Below are 20,540 nucleotides of genomic sequence, written 5' to 3'. Positions count from 1 at the left end.
ATCTTTACTAATTATTTTTCTAAAATTACAATAGACAGAAAATTCCTACAGATGTAGAATGAACGATATAGGGGGTGAAAAGTGGCGAAATGTTGAAAGAAAATTTTGCTGCACTATTGTTGCGAGTTGTTCGGATTATTGTTCAAATTGGCATACTAACCATTTTTTATTATATGGGAGTAGGGATAGTATCGTATTTACATATACCTCTTCCAGGAAGTGTTATTGGATTATTGTTATTAGCACTTTCACTCATTTTTAAAATCATTAAGGTTGAATATATTCAAGATGGAGCAAGTTTTCTCATTGGCATCTTAACGTTATTTTTCATACCTGCAACAGTAGGTGTTATTGATTATCCAGAACTCATGTCAATGACTGGACTGCTCATTATCTTAGCCGTTATAGCTAGTACATTAATCTCTATTTATATCACAGGTCTACTGACACAAATCATTGAGAAAAAAGAATTGGCGAAAAAGGAAAACGCAGAAACAACTGTTGAAGAAGGAAAGGGGGAGTTATCCGTTGATTGAAGCGATTGTTATCCTTAGCACCATTTTCATGTTCATTTTATTTACAAAGCTTTATCAGCGAATTCCACATCCTATCATGATTCCTTTGGTCACAACAACGATTGTCAGTGCAGTGATTTTGCTAGTTTTTGATATCCCATATGCAACTTATATGAAAGGTGGAGAATGGCTTCAGCAGATGCTTGGACCGGCTGTTGTCGCACTTGCCTATCCCCTCTATAATCAACGAGCCATTATTATAAAATATAAATATTCTATTTTATCAGGACTTTTCATAGGTATGATCACAGGCTTATTTACTATTTTTGTATTGTTAAAATGGATTGGTGTTAAAGCTAGCTGGATGCTGACGGCCTTACCTAAATCATTAACTACGCCTGTTGGAATGCAGGTAAGTGAGACAATTGGAGGTATTCCACCTTTAACAGCTGTTTTTGTCATGATTGCAGGGTTTGTAGGCGCTATTATCGGACCATTAGTCATTAAATATGGCAAAATCGACTCGGCGGTTAGTAGAGGTGTTGCAGTAGGTAGTGCCTCACATGGGGTAGGTCTTGTTAAATTAAGAGAATATGGGGAACAGGAATTATCAGTTGGTTCATTATCTATGGGCTTAACAGCTGTGATTGGGGCATTTTTTTGTCCTCTCTTTGTCTATTTATTTTTGTAAAGAGTTATTACTATTTTGTTGTCTAAAAAATTGAATTATTGACGTTTTATCGTGAATAAGCAAACAAGCTAGCTCTTCATGAAAGAGAGCTAGCTTGTTATGTTTAGAAAATCGGTTTCCGTTCTTTTATAACACGAATTGTTTTTAATGTGGTATCTTCTGGACCTTGTACTGGTAAACCAGCCTCGATATTCATTTGAATATAGTGAATATTTTCTTGGGTAATTATTTCCCCGGGAATAAAAATTGGAATTCCAGGAGGATATACCATAATAAATTCTGCACATATACAGTTATCTGCTTCTGCAAGTGGAACGACTTCTGTATCTGCATAAAAAGCATCACGTGGTGACATAGCAAGAGCTGGAATTTCTGGAACATTCACTAAAGCTTCTGTTATAGCCGCTTCAGAATCAAATGCTTTTGACATACGAGTTAATGCATTCACTAAAAGATTAATTTCTTTTTTCGTATCTCCTAATGTCACCAAACATAAAATATTATAAAGGTCAGATAGTTCCACTTCAATATTAGCGTTATGACGTAACCATTCTTCAGCTCTGTGGCCAGAAATACCTAAATCTTTTACACTAATAAGAAGTTTTAATGGATCCATATCATAGGTTGCAGAGGAGTGTAGTTTTTCCTTACCTGCACATTTTAAATGCGGGATCTGATTGATCCGTTTACGTGCATCCTTAGCTAAACGCAGTGCATCGTCGATTAAATCATATCCATGAATAGCTAGCTGGCGTCGAGCTGTGTCGAGCGAAGCAAGTAATGGGTATGATGTTGACGTAGTTGTTAGCATGGAAAATACAGCTTGTACACGTTTTGCTGAAACAAGACCTTCACGTACATTTAAAATAGATGTTTGTGTCATGGAACCACCGAGCTTGTGAACGCTTGTCGCAGCCATATCAGCGCCGGCTTCCATTGCGGAATACGGTAGGTCATCATGGAATTTTATGTGGACACCATGAGCTTCATCTACTACAACCGGAATATTACGATCATGAGCAATTTCGACAATACGCTTTAAATCAGCTGTAAAGCCAAAATAAGTAGGATTAATAACAAGTACTGCCTTTGTATCTGGGTAAGCATTTAATGCTTTCTCAACAGCTTCAGGGGAGATGCCATGAGAAATCCCATATTCACTGTCAACTTCAGGGTGAATAAAAATTGGAATTGCACCAGCGAATACAATCGCAGACATAATGGATTTATGAACATTCCGTGGCACTAGAATTTTATCACCTGGACCGACGACGGTCAGAATCATCGTCATGATGGCGCCACTAGTACCTTGAACGGAAAAGAATGTATGATCAGCACCAAAGGCTTCTGCTGCAAGGTTTTGAGCTTCTTTAATAGCACCCTTTGGTGAATGTAAATCGTCTAGTGGAGCAATATTAATTAAATCAATTGATAAAACGTTGTCGCCGACGAATTCACGGAAAGCAGGGTCCATCCCTTGCCCTTTCTTATGGCCTGGAATATGGAACTGTATGGGATGTCTGTTCCGATGTTTAAGTAATACGTCGAACAATGGAGTCTCTAGTTGTGACAACGCAGGTACCACCTCACTTTATAATATCTAAGAAAACAAATGAATTATAGCACCTAACGACACGAAAACATAGACTTTTCATAAAAAATAAAAGGATTTTTTTCAGGGTATCGAGAAATTAGTATCGAACGAAAGGGGAGGTACTATGAATTGGAATACACGTGTGACGGAGCTTTTACAGGTTAAATACCCAATTATACAAGGAGGATTAGCCTATTTAGCATACGCTGATTTAGCTGCTGCTGTGTCGAATGCTGGAGGTTTAGGGCAAATCACGGCTATGAGTTTACGAGATCCTGACTTGTTACGAGAGGAGATCCATAAAGTACGAACATTAACAGATAAACCATTTGGTGTTAATTTTGCAATAGGTATGCATGGGAAAGGCTATGAGGAGATGGTGCGCGTTGCTGTCGAAGAAGAAGTTCCGGTTGTGACAATGACGGGAGGAAATCCAGCACCTATATTTGATTTATTGGCAGGAACTAACATCAAAAAATTAGTCCTTGTAGCTGCACGTAGACAAGCTCAAAAGGCTGAGCAGCTTGGAGCAGATGCTGTCATGGTCGTGGGTCAAGAGGGCGGAGGTCATCTTGGACGTGATGATGTCGGCACAATGGTGCTGGTTCCACAAGTGGTTGATAGTGTGAAAATTCCTGTCATTGCTTCTGGCGGAATTGGTGATGGTCGCGGCTGGATGGCAGCTCATGCACTAGGTGCAGAAGGCATTGAAATGGGCACTCGCTTTATTGCGACAAAGGAGTGTGTCGATGCGTCAGAGGCTTACAAGGAGGCGTTACTTGCAAGTACAGAGGCTGATACAACAATTATTAAGCGCTCTATTGGTGCACCAGCACGAGCGTTACGTAATGAATTTACGGAAAAAATTTTAGAAATTGAAGAAAGAACACCAACATATGAGGCGTTAAAAGAATATATAAGTGGGACAGCCAATAAGCGTTTTATTTATGATGGAGATAGAAATCAAGGCTTTGGATGGGCAGGTCAAGTGACAGGGATGATTAACGATATCCCAACCGTTGAAGATCTAATCAATCGAATGGTTGCAGAAGCTGAAAGTATACGGTTAAAATGGGGGCATTAACATAAAGGTGGTTTTGTCGAATGGAATATTCTTATCCGTTTTCAACTGATTGGTCCACAGAGGAGATTGTGGATGTTGTTCAATTCTTCGAGGGAATCGAGAAAGCTTATGAAAAGGGCATCAAGCGTGAAATCATGCTAGCTAAATATCGTCGCTTTAAAGAGATAGTCCCTTCACAAGCTGAGGAAAAATCAATTTTTCGTGAATTTGAAGAGGCAAGTGGCTATATTAGCTATCCTGTCGTGAAACAAACAAAGGAAGCCGAAGATGGTACGATAATAAAAATTGTGCCTAAAGGTGGTCGATAAAAAAGTGGATGTGAGTCATACTCACATCCACTTTTTTATTTTTTGTGTTAAAAAACGACATATTGCATAAAATACATCAATCAAAATCCATACAAAATGAATCGAAATAGGGCTATTTTCCAACGATGATATTGTAAATAGGAAGTAGGCTTTCAAACGTTTCTTCTGTTAATTGGTGTAATTCGCTAGCAGTAAGCTTTGTTGCCTGCTCTTTTGGAATGTGTCGACCAATTAAGAACTCACCCTTTTTGACATCTCGCAGACGTATAAGCAATGCTTCAAGGTTGTCTTCTTCTTTTGCCTCTTCGAGAGAAATGGCTTCAGGGGACATATGGTCTCCAGACACAATAAAGTCATTAGGAAGCTGCTCTAGTAATGATTTATAAGCTAGTAAACGTTCAGCCATTACATTTTTTTGAGGTGCTTCATAAATAATAGCTAACACGATGAATAAATGTGTGTGCCATAGACCAATCTGAAAGTGAGGCAATGATTTATAACCTCTTTTATAGGGAGCAAAGGCAACCCAACTATCTTTTGGTGGGTTGACAGTTCTTCGAGCATGTTTGGCAACATGTGGAAAGAATTCTTCGCCTAACTGGCTAGAAAAATAAGTAGCAAACTGTTCTCCTAGCTGATTGAATTTTGGACGTACCTGTATATTTAACGCATCCATTCTTTGTTCTAAACCGTCTATTGTAAAAACTTTAAAGTCTTTGTTTGTCCACTTTATTTTTGACAATTTTATTTTACTCCTTTCGTTTTATAAGGTTTATTTTACGCTGATTTTGGGAAAAAATCTTATAACAAGAACTTTATCGAATTAGAAAAGTTTTTGTAAAAAAATTAAAAAAAGGAAGTGTTTTTTATGAAACCAATCGTAAAAATTATACGTAAAGTTGACATCGAAAAGCAATATGAACACATTTTACAATTAGAATTAGATTATGAATTAGCTTCGCTCTTTGCCGCGATGAATGAAAAAAATGACCTTGAAATTGAAAAAAGTAAAAAACGTCTGGCAGAAATTCAATCGGAACTTGAAAGTTTGCACGCCTATGCGTAATGGAAACCTAATACCTATTTAAAAAATCACTTGCTGAATATTCCGACAGCAGGTGATTTTTATTGTGACAAAGGGTAAAATAGACATTATATCTCTATGCAGTTAAAGTTTTATATTACCAAAATAAGTTATTAAGTTGTGGAAAAGGTACGAGGAGCATAAAAAGAACGATAGAAAAAAGAGCCTTTTCTTATATTCGAAGGGTGGGTTTTTAATGGACTTACAACAAATTGATGAATTTGCGAAAAGTATTATTTTTGAAGCTGGAAAACGTATTCGTGAGGCTTTTTCGTATAATCTAGTCATTGAGACAAAATCAGGTGCAAATGATCTTGTTACTAATATTGACCGAGAGACCGAATTATTCTTTATCAAGCAAATTAAAGCTTTTGATCCAACCCATAAAATCTTAGGAGAAGAAGGAATGGGCGAAAAAGTGGAAACGTTAGATGGGGTTGTTTGGATTATTGATCCGATTGATGGCACGATGAATTTCGTCAAGCAACATCGTCATTTCATGATTTCCATCGGTATTTTTGTGAATGGTGTAGGTAAGTTAGGGTACATATTTGATGTCATGCGTGAGGATCTATTTAATGCCATCGCGGGTCAGGGGGCATGGTATAACAATACACCCTTGCGTAAACTTCAGTCGGTTACAATGGATGAATCAGTTATTGGCATTAATGCACATTGGGTAGCGCCCAATCGACATATTCACCATGAAAAAGTAATAGAAATGGTGCGCAAAGTGCGTGGTACACGGTCCTACGGATCAGCGGCAATGGAAATTGCATTTGTAGTGAGTGGCAAATTAGATGCCTATGTCTCCATGCGTCTAGCACCATGGGATATTGCAGGCGGGACTATTATCGCTCAAGAGGTTGGAGCCGTTGCCACAAATTTACACGGAGAAGGCTTTGATTTCCTTCATCAGGATACTTTTATCATCGCTAATCCTTCAATCCATAAAGAATTATTGGAAAAATATATTGTGCCATATGAATAAAGAGGAGCCGTCTTTTTACTAGACAGCTCCTCTTTTTATCCTTTCCCTCTACTAGGGAGAGAATTTATTCTACGGGAATTTAACTATGCTCAATCTATCTCCGTTGCAGCATACTTGCTTAAAGTAATCCTTGTGCACGTAGTTTACGCTTCATTTTAAAGGCTGTCATGAAAATGACACAAGTAGCCACAATGCCTGCTATTACACCAAATACATTACTAGCCGCAACAGAATAGCCGATAGAGCACATTGCTAATACAGCTGCTAATGCATAGATGGCCATTACGATTTTTGCACGATTCATAGCCTAGCCTCCTATATAAAAAATTGTTAATCAGATAATATTTTTTAGAATGATGGAAATTCTAATAAGGACATTTCTATCCTTCTTGTGCTATAATATCACAGTTAAACATTCGAAAAAAGAATATGGAGTGGAATAATGACAAACTTACGTCAAGATCTTCGCAATATCGCAATTATCGCCCACGTTGACCATGGTAAAACTACCTTAGTCGACCAATTATTAAAACAATCAGGTACATTCCGTTCAAACGAACATGTTGAAGAACGTGCAATGGACTCTAATGATATTGAACGTGAACGTGGTATTACAATTTTAGCAAAAAATACTGCAGTAAACTACAACGGAACTCGTATCAACATCCTTGATACGCCTGGACACGCCGACTTTGGTGGTGAGGTAGAACGTATTTTAAAAATGGTAGATGGCGTTTTACTAGTTGTCGATGCGTATGAGGGTTGTATGCCGCAAACACGCTTTGTATTAAAAAAAGCGTTAGAACAAAAGTTAACACCAATTGTAGTTGTAAACAAAGTTGATAAAGATTCAGCACGTCCATTAGAAGTAGTAGATGAAGTATTAGAATTATTCATCGAGCTAGGTGCTGACGATGATCAATTAGATTTCCCTGTTGTTTATGCATCAGGTGTTAACGGTACAGCTTCTCTTGATGCTGATCCAGCAAATCAAGAAGAAAATATGCAATGTCTATTTGAAAAAGTAATTGAAGCAATCCCAGCACCAGTTGATAACTCAGCAGATCCATTACAGTTCCAAGTTGCATTACTTGATTATAATGATTATGTTGGTCGAATTGGGATTGGACGCGTATTCCGCGGTACTATTGAAGTAGGTCAACAAGTTGCTTTAATGAAGTTAGACGGTACTGTAAAACAATTCCGTGTAACGAAGCTATTTGGTTTCTTTGGTCTAAAACGTGAAGAAATCCAATCAGCTAAAGCAGGGGACTTAATCGCCGTTTCAGGTATGGAAGACATCAACGTTGGTGAAACAGTATGTCCTGTTGACCATCAAGATGCTTTAACACCATTACGTATTGATGAACCAACACTGCAAATGACATTCTTAGTAAATAATTCACCTTTTGCAGGTCGTGAAGGGAAATGGGTAACTGCACGTAAAGTGGAGGAGCGTTTACGTTCACAACTACAAACGGACGTTTCTTTACGCGTAGAAGATACAGATTCACCAGATGCATGGACTGTTTCTGGTCGTGGAGAACTGCATTTATCAATTCTTATTGAAAATATGCGCCGTGAAGGCTTCGAGCTACAAGTGTCAAAACCTCAAGTAATCATTCGTGAAATTGATGGTGTAAAATGTGAACCGTTTGAGCGTGTACAAATTGATGTTCCAGAGGAAAATGTTGGTTCGGTTATTGAATCAATTGGTACTCGTAAAGGTGAAATGTTAGATATGGTGAACAATGGCAATGGCCAAGTTCGTTTAACATTCTTAGTTCCTGCTCGTGGTTTAATTGGTTATACGACAGAGTTCATGTCGATGACTAAAGGTTTTGGTATTATTAACCATACATTTGATTGCTACCAACCATATATTCCAGGTCGCATTGGTGGACGTCACCAAGGTGTTCTTGTTTCAATGGAAACTGGTAAATCAACAACTTATGGTATGATGCAAGTAGAGGACCGTGGTACACTATTTGTAGAGCCAGGTACTGAAATTTATGAAGGTATGATCGTTGGCGAAAATACACGTGAAAATGATATCACTGTAAACATAACAAAAATGAAGCAAAAAACGAATGTTCGTTCTGCGACAAAAGATGCAACAAACGTTATTAAAAAGCCTCGTTTATTAACACTAGAAGAAGCGTTAGAATTCTTAAATGATGATGAGTATTTAGAAATCACACCAGAATCAATTCGCCTTCGTAAACAAATTCTAGATAAAAATGAACGTGAAAGAATAGCGAAAAAACTAAAAAACGCTGAACAATAATTTTTGCTTCCACGAAAGGAAGAGGAGTCTTGGATCTAAAGTCCGCTTTATTGGGTGAACTAAATGTTATTCAAGTTGCTGCACAGTCAAGTACAGATGAAACAGCAAAAGTTTATGGAAGAATGGCTGGTATCACTAGATTTTTATACGAAAATTTACCAAGCTATGAAATAGCAGGCTATGTTGTATTTCTTCTAGTATTTGTACTTTCTGCCATTGTCTATAAGCTAGGCTTTGCCAAGAAATTAAAGTTATCTCAAAATATTATTATTTATGCGTTCCTGTTTTTAGGTTGTATCATGCTAACGTTTTTCGCCTTATTCTTGCCGATGATTGAAGGGCTTATCGTAGCAGCCTTAATTTTAATTGTCTATAAAACAAGATTATGGCGTGAGAAAAGAGAAGAACAACAAGCTACCAATCAGTAACATTTAGGTTTTTATAATAAGAAATTTTACATGAAGCAGTCTTAGCGATAATAATCACGCTAAGACTGTTTTTTGATTTACACTAATATAAATGACAGGCCAAATTTAAGAAACTACCCGGAAAGCTACCTATACACCTGCTGAAAAAATAAATCAAACATCATTGTCCTTATCGAACCGTAGAAAATACTACTTCAAGATAAATTGGTAGGCACCGAAATCTTCTGATGTGAATAAGTTAATGTCGATAGGCTTATTTTAATCACATCAAGGAGGAAAGGGAATGCGTTGGCTTACAAAAGGTTTATTATTGAGTGTCATTGCTTTGTTACTCCTTTCTTTGACGGCATGTAATAAAGCAGAGCTAGAACAAGTCAAAGTAGGGGAAGTTACTCGTTCAATTTTCTATGCGCCTCAATATGTAGCGCTTGAGAAAGGATTCTTCGAAGAGGAGGGGCTTTCTGTTGAGCTACAAACGATTGCAGGTGGCGATAAAACGATGACGGCGTTACTGTCAGATGGTATTGATATTGCTTTAGTTGGGTCGGAAACGTCCATTTATGTTACTTTACAAGGTGCTAATGATCCCATTCAGAATTTTGCCCAGTTAACACAAACGGATGGGACCTTTTTAGTGGCAAGAGATAAGATAGATGATTTTTCATGGGATCAATTGAAGGGCTCGACTTTTTTGGGGCAACGTAAAGGTGGTATGCCTCAAATGGCAGGGGAATTCGTGTTGAAAAAACATGGGATCGACCCTGTGAATGATTTAACGCTCATTCAAAATATCGATTTTGCCAATATTGCTACTGCTTTTGCATCGGGGACTGGTGATTATGTCCAATTATTTGAACCAACAGCAAGCGTCTTTGAGAAAGAAGGGAAAGGGTATATTATCGCTTCGTTTGGAACGGAGTCGGGCACTCTTCCTTACACATCCTTTATGGCAAAAAGTAGTTATTTAAAGGAAGATGCTGAAACTGTTCAAGCCTTTACAAATGCATTGCAACGAGCACAGGATTTTGTACAAAATGAAAGCTCAGCAGAAGTGGCAAAAATAATTCAACCGTATTTTGAGAATGTTGATTTAGCGATTATTGAAACAGTGGTTGAGCGCTATAAAGCTCAAGGCTCCTATGCTACTGACCCTATCCTCGATGAAGGAGAGTGGGATAACTTGCAAACGATTATGGAGGAAGCAGGTGAACTTCCTCAACGTGTGGAGTATGAAAAACTTGTCAATACAACCTTTGCTGAAAAGGCTGCTGAGTAATATGGAATTTTTGCAGCTAGAGAATATTCACCATAGTTATTTTTCAAGCACACAGGCAAAGGAAGTATTACGTGATATCAGTTTAGCCATTCAGGAAGGAGAATTTGTCTCATTTATTGGACCAAGTGGCTGTGGGAAAACAACCCTATTATCGATAATTGCGGGTTTATTCCCTGCAACTGAAGGCAAGGTCTATATAGATGGGGAAGAACTATCGGCACATAATCAAACTAGCATTGGCTATATGCTTCAGCAAGACTATTTATTTCCGTGGAAGACTATTGAAGAAAATGTAACAATCGGTCTGAAAATCATGGAACGGAGCAATAAAACACATAAAGTAACGGCCAATGCCCTTTTGCATGAAATCGGCTTACCACATGTCGGGAACAATTATCCACGAGAATTATCAGGAGGGATGAGACAACGTGTGGCACTTGCTCGTACATTAGCTGTTAATCCAAAAATATTACTTTTAGATGAACCGTTTTCAGCTTTAGATTACCAGTCGAAATTAAAGTTAGAAGATTTAGTCGTTGAAACCTTAAAAACGTATAAGAAGACGGCTATTCTTGTGACACATGATATTGGTGAAGCTATCGCGATGAGTGAGCGTGTCTTTCTATTTTCTGCAAATCCTGGGACATTACACAAAGTGTTTGAAATTCCTAAAGCACTTCGCGAGCTCTCACCGTTTGATGTAAGACAGCATCCAGCCTATGCAGATGTTTTCCAAACCATTTGGAAGGAGCTGGAGAGCCTTGGATAACACATTATTTAAACAATATCAGCAGTTGTTAAAAAAGGAGAAACGCTTTGTTCGACTATATCAACTTATTATTCTGCTCCTATTTTTCGGAGGATGGGAGCTACTGTCAAGGTTAGAATGGATTGATCGTTTAATATTCAGCTCACCAACACATGTTTGGCATACCTTTATTGAAAAAGTAAACGATGGCTCTTTAACATTGCATGTTGGTGTTACTCTAATGGAGACGGTTATAGGCTTTATAGCGGGTACTTTACTAGGAACGTTAATTGCTATTGTTTTATGGTGGTCTCCGTTATTATCAAAGGTACTTGATCCGTATTTAGTTATTTTAAACGCGATGCCAAAAGTTGCGCTTGGACCGATTTTAATTGTAGCACTTGGTCCAGGATATTTTTCAATCATAGCGATGGGTGCATTGATTTCCATCATTATTACAACCATTGTTGTCTATACCGCTTTTAAAGGAGTTGACCCGAACTATAGTAAGGTTTTACAAACATTTGGGGCAACAAGATGGCAAATATTTCGGGAAGTGATATTACCAGCTTCTTTTCCTACGATTATTTCAACACTGAAGGTGAACGTTGGTTTATCGTGGGTAGGGGTTATAGTGGGCGAATTTTTAGTAGCATCAAAAGGTCTTGGTTATTTAATTATTTATGGCTTCCAAGTATTTAATTTCAACCTTGTCCTAATGTCATTGCTCATTATTGCATTTTTTGCAACTATTATGTATCAAGTGGTCGAATTGATTGAAAAGGCGATCATTAAAACTAATGAATAATAGAGAAAAAGAGGTGTCTCGAAATAGAGGCACCTCTTTTAAGCTTATAAATGTTAAAATTCTTTATCCATTTGTGGTGAAGTACGATAGAACCGGAAATTGCCAGTTTCAAGTCGTGCAACCGTATTATCTTTAATTCGATCATGGCAAATAGTACACATGTAAGTATGAATTGGACGATTACGCAACTTTTTTGCTAATGGCAAATTATCATCAATATTGTGAATCGTATCGCAAATTACGCATTTTACGCGCATTGCATTCCCTCCTATTCAGCACGAATGGCTGATACGTTTTTAATAGGATTGTCTAGATTTGAACCATCTCTTAATAATACATGGATTGGACCATCTTCTAAAAGCGGCTTGCCATCTTGGCTATATTTTAAAATAAGGGTATTTGCTTCTTCAATTGTGAATGGATACTCTTGACCATCTTTGCATTCTAGGACGATTTTTGTCGCTTCAGGCTTAATTTCAGCATTTTTCAAGAAGTGACTCAATTCGATTCCAAATGTACCTGTTTCCATTCCTTTACGGTCAAATTTACGCTCTGATTTTAACGTAGGTGGGAATGTTGCCCCTTCCATAATTTCACGTGACCAGTGAGCGCCAACCTCACGCATATACTTGATGTCTGAATCTTCCTCGACATCTTGTGTAGTGAAGTAAGTATTTAAATCTAATTTACGATCATCGAAAATCCACACAGTGGGATCTAATGTTAGTTGGTATGAAACTGCACCCTTGATAGGAATTATTGTTTCCATAATAGAAATCCTCCTCAAAACTTGTATATCCAAGACATAGTATAACGCTAATGACTAGAGATAATAAAGAAATATAATTCGAATTCTCTATTTTCCAATGTAGACACTTGCATTTTTATCGACTAAAAGATAAACTTTATTAAGATAGAATCGAAGAAATATCAGATAATGGGGGCGTCCTCATGGATACGAAATCACAAACTTCTTTTCAAGAGAAGGCTTTGGAGCTACTAGTTGCTGATGCAGACAAGATTGCTCGTCTTATTCGAGTACAAATGGATCATTTAACAATGCCACAATGCCCTTTATATGAGGAAGTATTAGATACACAAATGTTCGGCCTGTCACGTGAAATTGATTTTGCTGTGAAGCTTGGACTAATTGAACGTGAAAAAGGCAAAGAAATTCTCGATTCACTCGAGAAGGAACTTTCTGTACTACACGACGCGTATACAGACAAATAAAAAGAAAAACTCAAACGCTTCTTTGCGCTTTGAGTTTTTTTACTAGAACGAGGTTTTCTAATGAGACAATACTTAAAACGTTATGCACAAAATTTTGATTACCCCTTATTTTTTACGGTCCTATTATTAAGTTTATTTGGGTTAATAATGATTTATAGTTCAAGTATGATGGTCGCTATTGTACAAAAAGAACAAGCACCTGATTTTTTCTATCGAAAACAAGTAATCAATTTAATGGTGGCATTTCTTGGCTTTATAGTGGCTGCTTTTTTCCCATATAAACATTATGCGAATAAAAATATTATGTTATTTCTAACCATCGTATTAATTGTGTTATTTACGTGGGTAAAAGTGGCTGGTAATGGGGCAGATCAAGTAGGCTCACAGAGTTGGATTGCTATTCCAGGTTTAGGGAATTTTCAGCCTTCGGAGTATGCAAAACTATTTATAATCTTATATTTTGCAGCTGCTTTTTATCGAAAAGCGCAAAAATATACGTTTGAAAAGCTACAACCAACCGAAATATTCTATCCCATTTTCCTATGGATTTTAGTCGTTGCTGGGGTGGCCTTCGAAACAGATTTAGGTGCTGTTATTATTTTATGTGGAATAGCCGTATCTGTAGTTGCTTCAAGTGGTATTCCCTTTAAAACCTTTTGGAAGTTTTTTGGTGTATTAGCAGCATTCGGTGCAGCAATTTTAGGAATACTTCTGCTGTTCAAGGGAGAACTACTAACAGAAAACAGAAAAGGACGGATTTTATCTTATTTAAATCCGTTTGAGTACGAAGATGGTAGTGGACATCAAGTGGTGAATAGTTATTATGCTATTGGCGGAGGCGGCTTAGAAGGGCGCGGTCTTGGTCAATCCATTCAAAAATTAGGGTACTTGCCTGAACCACAAACGGATTTCATTATGGCAATCATAATGGAGGAATTAGGAATATGGGGAGTTTTAATTGTTTTATGTGGTTTAGGGTTTATTGTATATAAAGGTTTTTCTATTGCATTGCGAACGAAAGATCCATTGGCACGCATGATTGCGGCTGGTATTGCGAGCTGGATAGGCTGGCAAACGTTTATTAATCTTGGGGGTGTAACTGGGTTAATCCCGTTAACCGGTGTAACGTTACCTTTTATAAGCTATGGCGGTACATCTATAATCATTCTATCTTTAGCGATGGGGATATTAATCAATGTTTCTATGTTTGAAAAGGTAGAGCGGAAAAAAACACAATCATAAAGGGGGATACCTATGGAATCAATCAACAAAATTCTCGTAGCCAATCGAGGAGAAATTGCAATTCGTATTTTCCGTGCATGTACGGAGCTGAATATCCAAACTGTTGCCATCTATTCAAGGGAGGATAGTGGTGCCTTTCATCGCTTTAAAGCAGATGAAGCTTATTTAGTGGGAGCTGGCAAGAAACCAATCGATGCTTATTTAGATATCGAGGATATTATTGCCATCGCAAAAGATGCAGATGTTGATGCGATTCATCCAGGGTATGGTTTTTTATCAGAAAATGTGGAATTTGCCCGTCGCTGTGAGGAAGAAGGCATTGTCTTTATCGGACCAACTTCTCAGCATTTAGATATGTTTGGGGATAAAGTCAAAGCACGTTCGCAAGCCATTGCGGCAGAAATTCCTGTTATTCCTGGTACAGATGGTCCAGTAGCTGATCTAGCAGAAGTAGAGACATTTGCTAGCACTTACGGCTATCCAGTTATGATTAAGGCAGCACTTGGCGGTGGTGGTCGTGGGATGCGTTTAGTCCATACACCGGAGGAGCTTGCTTCTTCTTATGAAAGGGCAAAATCAGAGGCAAAGGCTGCTTTTGGTTCTGATGAGGTGTATGTTGAAAAAGCTATTATCAAACCAAAACATATTGAAGTACAGATTATTGGTGATCAGCAGGGCAATATTGTGCACTTATATGAGCGTGATTGCTCGATTCAGCGTCGTCACCAAAAAGTAGTTGAAATTGCCCCATCACATTCGATTTCACAAGAGTTAAGAAATCGTATTTGTGACGCTGCCGTGAAATTAATGAAGAATGTCTCGTACATAAATGCAGGGACAGTGGAATTTTTAGTCGCAGGCGAAGATTTTTATTTCATCGAGGTAAACCCTCGTATTCAAGTAGAACATACGATTACAGAAATGATTACAGGTGTCGATATCGTCCATGCCCAAATCAAGGTAGCAGCAGGTTATGCTCTGCATAGTGAAGAAATTCATATGCCGAAGCAAGAGGATATGCCAATGATTGGCTATGCAATTCAGGCTCGTGTAACAACAGAAGACCCTGCAAATGACTTTATGCCGGATACAGGGAAATTAATGGTATACCGTTCTAGTGGCGGTTTCGGTGTACGTTTAGATGCGGGGAATGGTTTCCAAGGTGCTGTCGTAACACCTTATTATGACTCTTTACTAGTAAAAATTTCAACATCAGGCATGAACTTTAAAGAAGCTGCTGCAAAAATGGATCGCAATTTAAAAGAATTCCGAATTCGTGGAGTCAAAACGAATATACCGTTTTTAAATAATGTGGTAACACATGAGAAGTTTTTATCAGGTGCTTTTGACACAAGCTTTATTGATACAACACCTGAACTATTCCATTTCCCTGTACGTAAGGACCGTGGGACAAAGCTGTTAAGTTATATCGGTAATGTGACATTAAACGGCTTCCCTGGTGTTGAAAAAAAATCAAAGCCTATTTTTGTACAACCGAACATTCCAAAAGTCGATACACTAATAGCACCTCCAGCAGGTACGAAACAGATTTTAGATACACAGGGAGCAGATGGCTTAGTGCAATGGATTTTAGCACAGGAAGACGTACTACTAACAGATACTACATTCCGCGATGCTCACCAATCCCTGCTTGCAACACGTGTTCGTTCACAGGATATGTATCAAATTGCAGATGCAACAGCTCGTATGATGCATCAGTTATTCTCGTTGGAAATGTGGGGCGGTGCAACATTCGATGTAGCGTATCGCTTCTTAAAAGAGGATCCGTGGGAGCGATTAGCGAAACTGCGTGAACAAGTACCGAATGTGTTATTCCAAATGTTACTACGTGGAGCTAATGCCGTTGGTTACACTAACTATCCTGACAATTTAATCCGTGAATTTATCGCTGAATCCGCAGCATCAGGTATTGATGTGTTCCGTATTTTCGATAGCTTGAATTGGATTAAAGGAATGGAAGTAGCGATAGATGCTGCGCGTCAATCAGGAAAAATTGCTGAAGCGGCAATTTGTTATACAGGAGACATCCTCGACGATAGCCGTGCGAAATATTCAGTGCAATACTATAAAGATATGGCGAAAGAGCTTGAATCAGCTGGTGCCCATATTTTAGCTATTAAAGATATGGCTGGTTTATTGAAACCGGAAGCTGCGTACCGTTTAATTTCCGAGTTAAAAGAGACGACAAGTCTGCCAATCCACTTGCATACACATGACACAAGTGGAAATGGAATTTACTTGTATGCTAAGGCGATTGAAGCAGGTGTAGATATCATTGATACAGCGCTTGGATCTATGGCAGGTCTTACATCTCAACCGAGTGCCAATTCCTTGTACTATGCAATGAAGGGCGGTAAACGTGAGGTACGTGCGGATATTGATGCATTAGAAAAATTATCGTACTACTGGGAAGATGTTCGTAAATACTATAAAGATTTCGAAAGTGGCATGATCAGCCCACATTCTGAAATTTATGTACACGAGATGCCTGGCGGTCAATATAGTAACCTTCAGCAACAAGCAAAAGCAGTGGGTCTCGGCGATCGTTGGGAAGAAGTGAAACGTATGTATTCCCGTGTAAATCTACTATTCGGAGATATTGTCAAAGTGACACCATCTTCCAAAGTGGTCGGGGACATGGCACTCTTCATGGTCCAAAATGATCTTGATGAAAACACGGTTCTAACAAGGGGACAAACGATTGATTTCCCAGACTCTGTTATTGAATTCTTCCAAGGTTATCTTGGACAGCCACATGGTGGATTCCCAGAGGCACTGCAACAAGTCGTGCTTAAAGACCGTGAAGCAATTACAGTGCGCCCAGGGGAATTATTAGAGCCTATTCAGTTTGAACAATTAGAAGCTGTTCTAGAAGAGAAATTAAATCGTCCTGTTTCAAAGAAGGATGTATTAGCCTATGCTCTTTATCCAAAAGTTTTTGAGGAGTATGCGAAAACAGAAGAATCCTTCGGCAATATTTCGGTTCTCGATACACCAACATTCTTATATGGCTTAAAGCTTGGGGAAATCATTGAGGTTGAAATCGAAAAAGGTAAAACATTAATTATTAAACTAGTCTCGATTGGTGAGCCACAGCACAATGGGACGCGCGTTCTGTACTTTGAACTGAACGGCCAATCACGTGAATTAGTGATTCAAGATATGACAGTTGAGGTAGATGGCAACCTAGCGCTAAAAGCAGATCCAAGTAATCCAAACCAAATTGGTGCTACAATGCCAGGTACTGTGTTAAAGGTTGTTGTTTCTAAGGGCAGTCCAGTCAAACGTGGTGATCACCTATTAATAACGGAAGCGATGAAAATGGAAACAACGGTCCAAGCGCCAAAAGACGGTGTTGTAAAAGAGGTTTATGCAAGTGCAGGGGATGCTATTTCAACAGGTGATTTATTGATTGAAATTGAATAAATCGTTTTGAAAAAAGGTTAGTAGATACTTTTTTGGTATCTACATAACCTTTTTTATTTGTTGAAGGAGTCATTGTATCAAACTTGATTAGTCAAATGGTTGTATAATAACCATAACGCCTTTATTCAGGCATTAAGCAGCATATAATGGTGGACGAAAATGACTTTTAGATATCCTTGCGTAAGTGATGGGAAGTTTAGCGTAAATTGCTAACTGTGCCTCTACCAGAGCAGCTTTAATTTTCAAACAGGCAAGCAATGTGCAAAAGATCAAGAAGTAACAATATTATTTGAACCGCAATGAAAGTAGAGGGACGTGAAAATGCTTAAAGCATTATTTAATTGGATGTTTGTCATAGGTTTAATCCTATTAGGAGGCCGCCTTATAACGATGATTTGTCGATATTTTGACATTCCTTTTACAACATTTTTTAAAGATTACGCCCTAGTATCTATGATTATTTTAATTGTAGGTATTATAGGAACGGAAACAATGAAGAAACAAAACTAAAGACATAGAAAAAGATTCGTCACATAATAGGTGGCGAATCTTTTTTTAATGGATTATTTCTTTTTCTCATTATAATTACTACGAGCTACTAGCATGATCATGTAACATAATAGGCCGAATAAAAGGGAAATAAATAATGAATGCAGTAAAGCTACCGTTAAATTCAGTCTAGTTAGGACTACTAACATACCAGCAATCACTTGTAAAATAACTATAGTAAATGCAATAACCCATCCATAGTAAATTACACGTTGGTTTTTATATTCTTTCACAGCGTGCCAAGTTATGTATGCAATCCAAATGAAAATAATAAGAACAGCTAGTCGATGTCCCATTTGCACCCATTCGTACATATTATTGGGAGGTGCAAAAGGTGTCTCATTATAGCAAAATGGCCAGTCAGGACAAATTAAGCTCGAATCTGTATGACGAACTAACGCCCCAGTATAAACGACTAAATAAGAATAAATTGTGACAGCAATTGTATGCCAACGTAACTTTTTACCAATAAATACGTTATCGGCATCAAATTTTCGATCGACTTCAAATACAATCATAGAAAGGAGAAGAACCGCAGCAAAGGAAATAAGAGAAATCCCAAAATGAAGGGCTAGGATGAAATCACCTTGTCCCCATAAAACTTGAGCAGCTCCTATAAGAGCCTGCGCGATTAAGAAAAACATTGCTAAAAAACCAAGTAACTTTACTTCACGAATATGTCCGAGTTTACGCCATGTCCATACTGTTAACACAAGAATTGAAATAGATACGACTCCAGTTACAAGACGATGTGAGAATTCAATAAGGACTTCTGGTGTAATCTCCTTTGGAATAAGAGATCCATTACAATCAGGCCAGTTTCGACCACAGCCTAAGCCACTATCTGTTTTAGTAACGAGAGCCCCACCTAGTAAAATAAGGAGCATCCCAACTGTAGCGGCAACAGCAAACCACTTCAAATACCTGTTGTGTTGCATAAAATGAGTCACCTACTTTATCTATCAACATTACAAGAACGTAATGTTTCTGCTACTAGATAATATCGAAAATACGTATAAAAAACAACTTGTAAAGAGAAGGGAGTAATAGATGTCGATTCCATTTCACAAATTGTTCATAATTTCGTGCTTTAACCTTCACAATTCATTTTAGAAAATGTTTTACTATAGATATGTTGTTTTTAATTATATTTCTAGACAAAGCTAATTTTTACAACTTCATCTAAATTTCACTTAATGTCTAGAAATCAATCGCAAATTTCGCTATAGTTATTGTTAGCGGAATATGCTTACAAAAATGAAAGGAGAGGTATTATGTCAAACGGTCGTACACTGGCGGCTACTAGAAATACTGGTCCAGAAACAACATCTGTTGTAAAAGATTTCTTAGCACTAATAAAAATTGGAATCGTTAACTCGAATCTTGTCACAACGTTTACAGGGATGTGGCTGGCTTTTCAGTTTACTAGTAGACATTTCTTGCAAGAGCTTGATGTTATCTTTTACACCATGCTGGGTGCAGCATTCATCATCGGTGGCTCAGGCGCAATGAATAACTACATTGATCAGGATATTGATCCTATCATGAAAAGAACAAAAGCAAGGCCGACAGTGACTGGCAGATTTAAGCCGAATTTCGTATTGACCATTGCCCTCTCATTTTTAATTGTAGGTGAAATTTTGTTATTTGCGGCATCTTTTGCAGCCGGCATGTGGGGACTAGTAGGAATATTTGCTTATGTCGTTCTGTATTCAATGTGGTCGAAGAGGAAGCATGTTAGCAACACTGTTGTAGGAAGTATTTCCGGGGCTATTCCTCCAGTTATTGGATTCGCGGCGGTTGAGCCTGCTTTAGGTCCGGGAGCACTTGCCTTATTCCTAATTATGTTTGCATGGCAACCACCACATTTTTATGCGCTTGCTATGAAACGAACAGAGGAATATCGTGCAGCTAAAATACCAATGCTACCTGTAGTAAAAGGATTTAAACGTACAAAGTACTCAATGTTATTCTGGATTCTTTTATTATTACCGTTACCTTTCCTTTTACCAGAGCTTGGAATTGGCTTTTTAACTCTTGCTACTACATTGAACTTGGGTTGGTTAATACTAGCTCTGAAAGGCTTTACAACAAAAGATGATATGAAATGGGCAAATAAAATGTTTATTTATTCATTGAATCATATGACCATACTATTTGTAGCCATGATCATATTTGCGGTGTTTAGCTAATTTAGGAATTCTTTCTTTTCTTAAAGAATTCATATAGACAGAACTAATGTCCTAGGTACACAT

Annotated in this window: 22 protein-coding genes; 16 read left to right on the top strand and 6 right to left on the bottom strand. The window is 37.9% G+C overall.

What is annotated here, in order from left to right; all coding sequences use genetic code 11:
• The first annotated feature begins 89 nt into the window (after window positions 1-89).
• Window positions 90-536: a CidA/LrgA family protein gene (locus SJW71_RS19585; RefSeq protein ID WP_274795809.1), complete on the top strand. Its 447-nt coding sequence runs from the start codon at window positions 90-92 to the stop codon at window positions 534-536.
• Window positions 529-1,206: an LrgB family protein gene (locus SJW71_RS19580; protein ID WP_274795810.1), complete on the top strand. Its 678-nt coding sequence runs from the start codon at window positions 529-531 to the stop codon at window positions 1,204-1,206. Before SJW71_RS19585 ends, SJW71_RS19580 begins: the two co-directional genes overlap by 8 nt.
• 103 nt (window positions 1,207-1,309) lie before the next feature.
• Here SJW71_RS19580 and SJW71_RS19575 read toward each other — a convergent pair whose 3' ends face one another.
• Window positions 1,310-2,779 carry an aminotransferase class I/II-fold pyridoxal phosphate-dependent enzyme gene (locus SJW71_RS19575; protein WP_274795811.1) on the bottom strand — a complete coding sequence of 490 codons (1,470 nt, stop codon included), beginning with the start codon at window positions 2,777-2,779 and terminating at the stop codon, window positions 1,310-1,312.
• A 145-nt stretch (window positions 2,780-2,924) separates the two neighbouring features.
• Between SJW71_RS19575 and SJW71_RS19570 the strand changes: the two genes are divergently transcribed.
• Entirely contained in the window at window positions 2,925-3,884 is a 960-nt protein-coding gene (locus SJW71_RS19570) for an NAD(P)H-dependent flavin oxidoreductase (protein ID WP_312506823.1), read from the top strand.
• Window positions 3,885-3,904: 20 nt separating this feature from the next.
• On the top strand, window positions 3,905-4,192 hold the full coding sequence (locus SJW71_RS19565) for a UPF0223 family protein (protein ID WP_312506822.1): 288 nt from the start codon (window positions 3,905-3,907) through the stop codon (window positions 4,190-4,192).
• Window positions 4,193-4,304: 112 nt separating this feature from the next.
• On the opposite strand, the gene SJW71_RS19560 is transcribed toward SJW71_RS19565, so the two are convergent.
• Window positions 4,305-4,934: a YktB family protein gene (locus tag SJW71_RS19560; protein WP_322604677.1), complete on the bottom strand. Its 630-nt coding sequence runs from the start codon at window positions 4,932-4,934 to the stop codon at window positions 4,305-4,307.
• 126 nt (window positions 4,935-5,060) lie between these two features.
• On the opposite strand from SJW71_RS19560, the gene SJW71_RS19555 reads away from it, so the two are divergent.
• Window positions 5,061-5,258, top strand: coding sequence for a hypothetical protein (locus tag SJW71_RS19555; RefSeq protein ID WP_274795816.1), 198 nt, complete (start codon window positions 5,061-5,063; stop codon window positions 5,256-5,258).
• A gap of 214 nt (window positions 5,259-5,472) precedes the next feature.
• Window positions 5,473-6,267, top strand: coding sequence for an inositol monophosphatase family protein (locus tag SJW71_RS19550; protein ID WP_312506820.1), 795 nt, complete (start codon window positions 5,473-5,475; stop codon window positions 6,265-6,267).
• A 118-nt stretch (window positions 6,268-6,385) separates the two neighbouring features.
• Here the strand turns inward: SJW71_RS19550 and SJW71_RS19545 are convergent, their stop codons facing one another.
• Window positions 6,386-6,571, bottom strand: a complete 186-nt coding sequence (locus SJW71_RS19545; RefSeq protein WP_004224770.1) for a DUF5325 family protein — start codon at window positions 6,569-6,571, stop codon at window positions 6,386-6,388.
• Between the two features lie 138 nt (window positions 6,572-6,709).
• Here SJW71_RS19545 and typA point away from each other — a divergent pair, with 138 nt between their 5' ends.
• From typA to SJW71_RS19520, 5 genes are all read left to right on the top strand, one after another.
• On the top strand, window positions 6,710-8,554 hold the full coding sequence (gene typA / locus SJW71_RS19540) for a translational GTPase TypA (RefSeq protein ID WP_274795818.1): 1,845 nt from the start codon (window positions 6,710-6,712) through the stop codon (window positions 8,552-8,554).
• A 29-nt stretch (window positions 8,555-8,583) separates the two neighbouring features.
• Window positions 8,584-8,982: a YlaH-like family protein gene (locus SJW71_RS19535; protein WP_274795819.1), complete on the top strand. Its 399-nt coding sequence runs from the start codon at window positions 8,584-8,586 to the stop codon at window positions 8,980-8,982.
• Window positions 8,983-9,265: 283 nt separating this feature from the next.
• Window positions 9,266-10,258 carry an ABC transporter substrate-binding protein gene (locus SJW71_RS19530; RefSeq protein ID WP_322604676.1) on the top strand — a complete coding sequence of 331 codons (993 nt, stop codon included), beginning with the start codon at window positions 9,266-9,268 and terminating at the stop codon, window positions 10,256-10,258.
• A gap of 1 nt (window position 10,259) precedes the next feature.
• The gene (locus tag SJW71_RS19525; RefSeq protein WP_312506828.1) at window positions 10,260-11,027 is read left to right on the top strand and encodes an ABC transporter ATP-binding protein; all 768 of its coding nucleotides are present in this window, start codon (window positions 10,260-10,262) and stop codon (window positions 11,025-11,027) included.
• Entirely contained in the window at window positions 11,020-11,814 is a 795-nt protein-coding gene (locus SJW71_RS19520) for an ABC transporter permease (RefSeq protein WP_274795822.1), read from the top strand. The genes SJW71_RS19525 and SJW71_RS19520 overlap by 8 nt, the downstream gene beginning before the upstream one ends.
• A 53-nt stretch (window positions 11,815-11,867) precedes the next feature.
• On the opposite strand, the gene SJW71_RS19515 is transcribed toward SJW71_RS19520, so the two are convergent.
• A complete protein-coding gene (locus tag SJW71_RS19515; protein ID WP_312506818.1) occupies window positions 11,868-12,071 on the bottom strand; it encodes a YlaI family protein in 204 nt (67 codons plus the stop codon).
• Between the two features lie 11 nt (window positions 12,072-12,082).
• On the bottom strand, window positions 12,083-12,583 hold the full coding sequence (locus tag SJW71_RS19510) for a peptidyl-prolyl cis-trans isomerase (protein WP_274795824.1): 501 nt from the start codon (window positions 12,581-12,583) through the stop codon (window positions 12,083-12,085).
• A 182-nt stretch (window positions 12,584-12,765) separates the two neighbouring features.
• On the opposite strand from SJW71_RS19510, the gene SJW71_RS19505 reads away from it, so the two are divergent.
• The 4 genes from SJW71_RS19505 (at window position 12,766) to SJW71_RS19490 (ending at window position 18,246) form a co-directional block, all read left to right on the top strand.
• On the top strand, window positions 12,766-13,047 hold the full coding sequence (locus SJW71_RS19505) for a YlaN family protein (RefSeq protein ID WP_004224778.1): 282 nt from the start codon (window positions 12,766-12,768) through the stop codon (window positions 13,045-13,047).
• A gap of 60 nt (window positions 13,048-13,107) precedes the next feature.
• Window positions 13,108-14,289, top strand: a complete 1,182-nt coding sequence (locus tag SJW71_RS19500) for an FtsW/RodA/SpoVE family cell cycle protein (RefSeq protein ID WP_274795825.1) — start codon at window positions 13,108-13,110, stop codon at window positions 14,287-14,289.
• A gap of 12 nt (window positions 14,290-14,301) precedes the next feature.
• On the top strand, window positions 14,302-17,736 hold the full coding sequence (pyc, locus tag SJW71_RS19495) for a pyruvate carboxylase (RefSeq protein ID WP_274795826.1): 3,435 nt from the start codon (window positions 14,302-14,304) through the stop codon (window positions 17,734-17,736).
• A 321-nt stretch (window positions 17,737-18,057) separates the two neighbouring features.
• Window positions 18,058-18,246 carry a hypothetical protein gene (locus SJW71_RS19490; protein ID WP_274795827.1) on the top strand — a complete coding sequence of 63 codons (189 nt, stop codon included), beginning with the start codon at window positions 18,058-18,060 and terminating at the stop codon, window positions 18,244-18,246.
• A 53-nt stretch (window positions 18,247-18,299) separates the two neighbouring features.
• Here the strand turns inward: SJW71_RS19490 and SJW71_RS19485 are convergent, their stop codons facing one another.
• Entirely contained in the window at window positions 18,300-19,223 is a 924-nt protein-coding gene (locus tag SJW71_RS19485; RefSeq protein WP_274795828.1) for a COX15/CtaA family protein, read from the bottom strand.
• 336 nt (window positions 19,224-19,559) lie between these two features.
• On the opposite strand from SJW71_RS19485, the gene cyoE reads away from it, so the two are divergent.
• Window positions 19,560-20,477, top strand: a complete 918-nt coding sequence (gene cyoE / locus SJW71_RS19480; RefSeq protein ID WP_274795829.1) for a heme o synthase — start codon at window positions 19,560-19,562, stop codon at window positions 20,475-20,477.
• The last annotated feature ends 63 nt before the right edge of the window (window positions 20,478-20,540 follow it).

Source organism: Lysinibacillus sp. FW12, from assembly GCF_050817245.1.
GTDB classification, from domain to species: domain Bacteria; phylum Bacillota; class Bacilli; order Bacillales_A; family Planococcaceae; genus Lysinibacillus; species Lysinibacillus irui.
This window is presented reverse-complemented; position numbering and strand designations above follow the sequence as displayed.

What these genes read in the sequence shown, in the direction of transcription:
- SJW71_RS19585 (WP_274795809.1), top strand. Translation starts at nt 90, where the DNA reads ATGTTGAAAGAAAATTTTGCTGCACTATTGTTGCGAGTTGTTCGGATT.
- SJW71_RS19570 (WP_312506823.1), top strand. Translation starts at nt 2,925, where the DNA reads ATGAATTGGAATACACGTGTGACGGAGCTTTTACAGGTTAAATACCCA.
- SJW71_RS19565 (WP_312506822.1), top strand. Translation starts at nt 3,905, where the DNA reads ATGGAATATTCTTATCCGTTTTCAACTGATTGGTCCACAGAGGAGATT.
- SJW71_RS19555 (WP_274795816.1), top strand. Translation starts at nt 5,061, where the DNA reads ATGAAACCAATCGTAAAAATTATACGTAAAGTTGACATCGAAAAGCAA.
- SJW71_RS19550 (WP_312506820.1), top strand. Translation starts at nt 5,473, where the DNA reads ATGGACTTACAACAAATTGATGAATTTGCGAAAAGTATTATTTTTGAA.
- SJW71_RS19545 (WP_004224770.1), bottom strand. Translation starts at nt 6,571, where the DNA reads ATGAATCGTGCAAAAATCGTAATGGCCATCTATGCATTAGCAGCTGTA.
- typA (WP_274795818.1), top strand. Translation starts at nt 6,710, where the DNA reads ATGACAAACTTACGTCAAGATCTTCGCAATATCGCAATTATCGCCCAC.
- SJW71_RS19530 (WP_322604676.1), top strand. Translation starts at nt 9,266, where the DNA reads ATGCGTTGGCTTACAAAAGGTTTATTATTGAGTGTCATTGCTTTGTTA.
- SJW71_RS19525 (WP_312506828.1), top strand. Translation starts at nt 10,260, where the DNA reads ATGGAATTTTTGCAGCTAGAGAATATTCACCATAGTTATTTTTCAAGC.
- SJW71_RS19515 (WP_312506818.1), bottom strand. Translation starts at nt 12,071, where the DNA reads ATGCGCGTAAAATGCGTAATTTGCGATACGATTCACAATATTGATGAT.
- SJW71_RS19510 (WP_274795824.1), bottom strand. Translation starts at nt 12,583, where the DNA reads ATGGAAACAATAATTCCTATCAAGGGTGCAGTTTCATACCAACTAACA.
- SJW71_RS19505 (WP_004224778.1), top strand. Translation starts at nt 12,766, where the DNA reads ATGGATACGAAATCACAAACTTCTTTTCAAGAGAAGGCTTTGGAGCTA.
- SJW71_RS19500 (WP_274795825.1), top strand. Translation starts at nt 13,108, where the DNA reads ATGAGACAATACTTAAAACGTTATGCACAAAATTTTGATTACCCCTTA.
- pyc (WP_274795826.1), top strand. Translation starts at nt 14,302, where the DNA reads ATGGAATCAATCAACAAAATTCTCGTAGCCAATCGAGGAGAAATTGCA.
- SJW71_RS19490 (WP_274795827.1), top strand. Translation starts at nt 18,058, where the DNA reads ATGCTTAAAGCATTATTTAATTGGATGTTTGTCATAGGTTTAATCCTA.
- SJW71_RS19485 (WP_274795828.1), bottom strand. Translation starts at nt 19,223, where the DNA reads ATGCAACACAACAGGTATTTGAAGTGGTTTGCTGTTGCCGCTACAGTT.
- cyoE (WP_274795829.1), top strand. Translation starts at nt 19,560, where the DNA reads ATGTCAAACGGTCGTACACTGGCGGCTACTAGAAATACTGGTCCAGAA.